The following is a 5,427-nucleotide window of genomic DNA, read 5'->3' as shown; positions in this document are numbered from 1 at the left end:
AAAGCAGACTGTTTGAATAATGATAAATATCTCTTCTAAAGAGTAATAAAATATACTAACATGGGCAACTGTATTTTAATATCAAATTTGGTAGCCAATGCATAACCGCATACTAGTGCCTTCACTTATAATCGTTGGCTACTTGTCGGTTAAGTCGAAAAATACGAAAACACGTTTGTTGGGTTGAGGAACGAAACCCAACAAACAAAAATTCGAGAGCCCTTGCAGTATCGCGTTGTAAGGACGCAACCCACTGCGTCCCTACAGTCATACTGTGGTACAAGAACTTTACTAGTAGGCAATCCACTCTGGAGAAACTGTGTCTATAGGAGTTTCAGTGGTCGTTGTCCCATTAACAGTCCAAATGAAATTTTCACCAGTGTTGTAATTGCGCCAGAACACATCACTCTTACCATCACCGTTGTAATCTCCTATTTTAGGCTGTTTGGCGACATCAGTTGTAGGCAAGAAGGCAGCGGTAGAAACTGTTGTGCCATCCATTAACCAAGCGGTATTCTCACCAGTCGTTTCATTGTGCCAGAAAATATCTGTCTTACCATCGCCGTTGAAATCGCCTACGCTAGATTTCCAAGAGAGATCGAGCTTTGGTACAGAACCAGAAGTAATGAAAATACTATTCATCAACCACACGGTGTTCTCACCTGTTTGACTATTGCGCCAGAGAAGATCGGTTTTGCTATCGCCGTTAAAATCACCAAGAGTGTAGTTATTCCATAATGGATCTAATGATGACAAACCATATTTTGAGGTATTAGTACCATCCATAAACCAAACAGCATTTTCCCCAGATACTGTATTGCGCCAAAAGATGTCATTCTTACCATCGCCATTAAAATCCACAATGCTAGCAGTCCAAGATAAATCGACTGCATCAATAAAAGCAGAAGTAAGTACTCTAGTGTCATCCATCAGCCAAGTTGCATTATCACCTGTCTGAGAGTTGCGCCAGAAAATGTCACTCTTACCATCGCCATTAAAGTCAGCAATACTCGCCGTCCAGGCTGCATCGATTCTGTCCAAATAAACTTCAGAGGCAATGTTTACCCCATCCATTATCCAAATCAGATTCTCGCCTGTTGACTTGTTACGCCAAAACAAATCTGTTTTCCCATCACGATTGAAATCCGCATAGGAAAAGTCCCAAGAAAAATCTATCTGTCTGGGGGTGGATGCCATTGCTACCCTTGTGCCATCCATCTGCCAAAAAGCGACTTCATTGGTTTGGGTATTACGCCATAACTTGTCAGTTTTGCCATCACCGTTAAAATCAGGAACGATTGCTGCATTACTGTACTGCGGATTGGGATTGGGGTTTTTGGCTGCTGTTGTTGCAAGCGTTGACTCTGACAAGTCGCTTAGCCAATTTTGTGACGCTCGCTGCCAATCTAAACTAGTAGCTAAAGCATCTGTAACCTCAGAATTACCGTTGATTAGCAGAGACGAAAGTTCACTAGTACTTTTAGAATTGACGGTTTTAGATTCAAACATAATGTTTGGTGATGACTAGTGTTCATCATTTTTTTAACTGCTTTTTTATAATGTTTCTGTTAAAAGGTAACATCTGATGAATTCATATGTGTAAAAGTTGCATATGCTTGATGAGGGGGCTGTAGGTAGGGTTGTAGGTACCGTTCGATTTATAACTGTAAGTTTCGTCTACCCATGCTAGAAAAATAAAATGATAGTTCTTCTCAGTTATAGTGGAAACAATGATTGGTGTATTTACTTCACGCCTATTGCTTATATAGGTGTGAGGTCTTTTTTTTAAAGGACTGCTACCCTAAACCTATCCTCTGCTGTTTACTCCCTTTGCGCTTTAGAATTACCGATTTTTGTAAGGTGGGCGATGCTACACAGTTGTGAATGGTGGGAAGCGCCTACTCCAATACTGCAAGGGCTCTCGAATTTTTGTAGGTTGGGCTTTCCCCACGGGAAAGCTCTACAAATATCTGTAAATGTTGGGTTTCGTTCCTCAACCCAACCTACTATTTCTTACAAAATCTGACTTTTCTAACTCGTCAGAACCCTTGTTTTCAGGACTTTTTAGTACTGCACTAAAAGAATAAATAGCTTAACTTTAGTTATAGAAAAGAGCACAAATTGTTGATATTTGCACTCTCAAACTATGAGATTAAAACTATTTACTTCTTCAGTGTTAACTATTTCTCTTATCGTTGCTTCTGGAATACACGTCACTGAAGCAACAAAAGCAACAAACACTTTTAATAAACAAGACTGTATACACAGTGTTGCTTTTGATAGAATTTTCTCTGTTCTCGAAATAGGCGATCGCTTGGAAAAAGAATCACCTAGAACCCCTTCAAGACCGAACATAATAAAGATTGATAGGGTTAGCAGTGGTAATAAGTTGCAGCGTCAAAACCCACAGCCAATCGTAATAGCCTTACGGTGCAAAAGCCCGTGTAAAACCGAAATTTGAGAAAGACAGAATTGCTTTTACCACAGCTACAGTATGTATTTTCTTGAAAAGAACCCTGCTTCATTAACTTGAGTGTTTCCAGTCGCTAAGTTGTTCGCACTCTTGTGATTTGATTGAACGCGGACGTATTGGTCTTAAAGGAGTGCCAATGTCCACAGAAGTAAAAGATTTTTGTCTCTTCTTAGAAGATTGTTGTTGCTTGGGTTGAGTTTGTGTAGTTGTCATAATATTTACCTCTTTGTTGCCAACTGGGGACTTGTGAATCTCATCACATCAATGAAAGATACCATCAATGCCTGAACATTAATCAGTATTCCCAAATTTTCATCAATTATCACTCTAGCTAAGGTAATTTCCGGACAAAATCTGAGAAATAGATTTAGAGATTCACCGAACTACATTTGATTGAGTGACATAACTGCACTAGTTTGAGGACAACAGAGGCAATATCGCATCACAGCCAACTCCCTCACTTATTTTGCCTGCTGCTCGCAAATCATTAAGTCGCGGGACTCCTGCCGGATTTGTCCCAAACTTGCAGCTTCTTGCAAGGACATAAAAGCATCAAAATCTTCTACGTCATACTTTGTTTGCAAAAGTTTTCTCAACTGTTCTTCCGCAGTAACGGTAAGATATCCAGTTGTTATGACTTGTTGAACAACCTCACGGATTAACATCATACTCCCAACCTATGTAGTGAAATAACTACAACCGCCCATACGGTTATTTTCGCTTTTTTCAATAAATCTTTACAATCTCTCTTTCGATAGGCTTTATTTCCTCACTAAAACTTTACAAACTGTCGCGAGGTAGAGCAATGACGCATTTTTACCAATTTCCGCAAGATTTTTACTGGGGTGCTGCCACTGCCTCCTATCAAATTGAAGGCGCATATGAAGAAGGGGGGCGCAAACCCAGCATTTGGGATAATTTCAGCGCCACTCAGGGAAAAGTGCTTAACGGTGATACGGGTGCTGTCGCCTGCGATCATTACCATCGGTACCAATCAGATGTACAACTTATGGCAACCTTGGGAATCAAACACTACCGCTTCAGTATTGCCTGGACTCGTATTCTTCCTGATGGGCGCGGTACAGTCAATGAAGAAGGTATTGATTTTTACAAGCGCTTGGTAGACTGCTTGCACGAGCATGGCATTACTCCTCACGTTACCCTATTTCATTGGGATAGCCCTCAAACGTTAGAGGATTTATACGGTTCTTGGCAAAGTCGCCAAATGGCATATGATTACGCCGATTATGTGAAAGCAGTTGTCAAGCGGCTGGGATCGCTTATTAGTCATTGGATAACCCTGAATGAGATTCCCTGTTTTACTCATTTAAGTTATGATGCGGAGCGAGAAGCACCCCATGCTCCAGGCAAACGTGTTGGAAGTGCAAAGGAAGTTTGGCAAACTTCTCACCATGCCTTACTCGCTCATGGTTTGGGATGCCAAGCAATCCGAGAAGCTTCACCTATTCCCTGTCAAGTTTCCCTAGTAGATAATATCTCGGTTACAGTTCCAATTAACGAATCCTGTGCCAACATTACAGCAGCAAAAAACGCTTTCCAAACTAGTTGGGTAAATGGTGGCGTTATTTTTCCAGCACTGACAGGTCACTACAGCCCAGTCATGTTTGATATATTGGGAGAACAAGCGCCCGATGTTCACTCAGGTGATTTGGAAATTATTCATCAACCCCTAGATGCGATCGGTTTAAATATCTACACTGGAACTTATGTTCGTGCTGCGGATAATAAACTCGGTTACGAATTTCTGGATTTACCCAAAGGTTATCCGCAAATGTATATGCCCTGGTTAAATATTGTACCAGAGAGTCTTTATTGGGGCATTCGTCATATCAGTGAAACTTTGGAGCGAAATGACTTACCAGTTTACATTACGGAGAACGGCTGCGCCGCGCAAGATGAAATTAACAGTCATGGAGAAATCATTGATAGTGACAGAATTTTTTACTTGCGACAGTATCTCAAAGCAGCCCATCGTGCTGTGAGTGAAGGGTATCCTTTAAAGGGATATTTTGTATGGAGCTTAATGGATAATTTTGAGTGGGCTTGGGGGTATTCTCGACGTTTTGGAATTACATATGTAGATTATAAAACACAACAACGCATCCCAAAAGCGAGTTTTGAGTGGTATGCAGAGTGTATCCGTCAAAACAGCGTCGTTTGATGCTAAGTTTGGAAAAGCCCTAGAAGTGGTTATGGGAAGTAGCCCTTAGTTATTAACTGAAGGGTTGCGCCCAATTTTAATCATTGCGTTCCAAGTACTATACCGCTAATTTAAATCTAGAGAAATCTGGGTAAATGAATTTTTTGTACATCTACGAGATTTTCTAGACCTAGACACAGCAACGGTTACTGTATCGTTACCCATTGGAATCGCACCAATATCGAAAAGCGTTAATTGAATTAACTTCTCATCAAGTCTAAGCGAACTTACAGAGCAAGTCAGCTGACAAAACGAGTTAACCTTTCGTGTCCTGTGAGGACGGGCATTAAAATATTGATGTCTCGGAATCAACTTAAGACTCTTTGACAATTGACTCCACTGAAACCAAACGTGCTTTCCTTGCGGATAGGTGGACTTGGAATGAAGTAGAGAATTAAGTAAATGATGAAGTTTTGGAAGTCTTTCTGAAAATCTTCTGCCACGACGTGCAATAACGAAGGCAGCAGATGATGCAGAATTCATGCCATACATGGACATGAATTTGAGCATCCCAATTTTGCTACTAAAGGCAGGATTTACTTTCTTATGATATATGCCATATTTTGAGCACGCATTATCTAAAGCTTCATTCCATTGGGAATAAGCAAATGATGAAAGCATTCTGGCATATTTTTTTCCTTTCTCCAAGAGTAGTTTCTTTTTTCCAGAAAAATCTAATTTCTCAGATGCAACTGGAAAATTGTATTTTTTAGCTTTGAGTGCAATAAATGTG

Annotated in this window: 5 protein-coding genes and 1 pseudogene; 2 read left to right on the top strand and 4 right to left on the bottom strand. The window is 40.4% G+C overall.

The window, feature by feature from the left end; all coding sequences use genetic code 11:
* Positions 1 to 291: 291 nt before the first annotated feature.
* Complete coding sequence (locus F7734_RS60340) at positions 292 to 1,509, bottom strand: VCBS repeat-containing protein (protein WP_155753693.1); 1,218 nt, start codon at positions 1,507 to 1,509, stop codon at positions 292 to 294.
* Between the two features lie 637 nt (positions 1,510 to 2,146).
* Between F7734_RS60340 and F7734_RS60335 the strand changes: the two genes are divergently transcribed.
* Positions 2,147 to 2,461, top strand: coding sequence for a hypothetical protein (locus F7734_RS60335; protein ID WP_155753692.1), 315 nt, complete (start codon positions 2,147 to 2,149; stop codon positions 2,459 to 2,461).
* 63 nt (positions 2,462 to 2,524) lie between these two features.
* On the opposite strand, the gene F7734_RS61570 is transcribed toward F7734_RS60335, so the two are convergent.
* The gene (locus F7734_RS61570; RefSeq protein ID WP_166482838.1) at positions 2,525 to 2,686 is read right to left on the bottom strand and encodes a hypothetical protein; all 162 of its coding nucleotides are present in this window, start codon (positions 2,684 to 2,686) and stop codon (positions 2,525 to 2,527) included.
* Positions 2,687 to 2,934: 248 nt separating this feature from the next.
* Positions 2,935 to 3,141, bottom strand: a complete 207-nt coding sequence (locus F7734_RS60330) for a hypothetical protein (RefSeq protein WP_155753691.1) — start codon at positions 3,139 to 3,141, stop codon at positions 2,935 to 2,937.
* Positions 3,142 to 3,278: 137 nt separating this feature from the next.
* Between F7734_RS60330 and F7734_RS60325 the strand changes: the two genes are divergently transcribed.
* Positions 3,279 to 4,655: a GH1 family beta-glucosidase gene (locus F7734_RS60325; protein ID WP_155753690.1), complete on the top strand. Its 1,377-nt coding sequence runs from the start codon at positions 3,279 to 3,281 to the stop codon at positions 4,653 to 4,655.
* A 105-nt stretch (positions 4,656 to 4,760) separates the two neighbouring features.
* On the opposite strand, the pseudogene F7734_RS61565 reads toward F7734_RS60325, so the two are convergent.
* Positions 4,761 to 5,427, bottom strand: a pseudogene (locus F7734_RS61565) (hypothetical protein); the annotation flags it as partial.

It is taken from the genome of Scytonema sp. UIC 10036, from assembly GCF_009725235.1.
The sequence above is the reverse complement of the archived record's forward strand: the minus strand, read 5'-3'. Positions and strand labels throughout refer to the sequence as shown.

Excerpts from the sequence above, each read along its gene's own strand:
- F7734_RS60340 (WP_155753693.1), bottom strand. The coding sequence starts at position 1,509 with ATGTTTGAATCTAAAACCGTCAATTCTAAAAGTACTAGTGAACTTTCG.
- F7734_RS60335 (WP_155753692.1), top strand. The coding sequence starts at position 2,147 with ATGAGATTAAAACTATTTACTTCTTCAGTGTTAACTATTTCTCTTATC.
- F7734_RS60330 (WP_155753691.1), bottom strand. The coding sequence starts at position 3,141 with ATGATGTTAATCCGTGAGGTTGTTCAACAAGTCATAACAACTGGATAT.
- F7734_RS60325 (WP_155753690.1), top strand. The coding sequence starts at position 3,279 with ATGACGCATTTTTACCAATTTCCGCAAGATTTTTACTGGGGTGCTGCC.
- F7734_RS61570 (WP_166482838.1), bottom strand. The coding sequence starts at position 2,686 with ATGACAACTACACAAACTCAACCCAAGCAACAACAATCTTCTAAGAAG.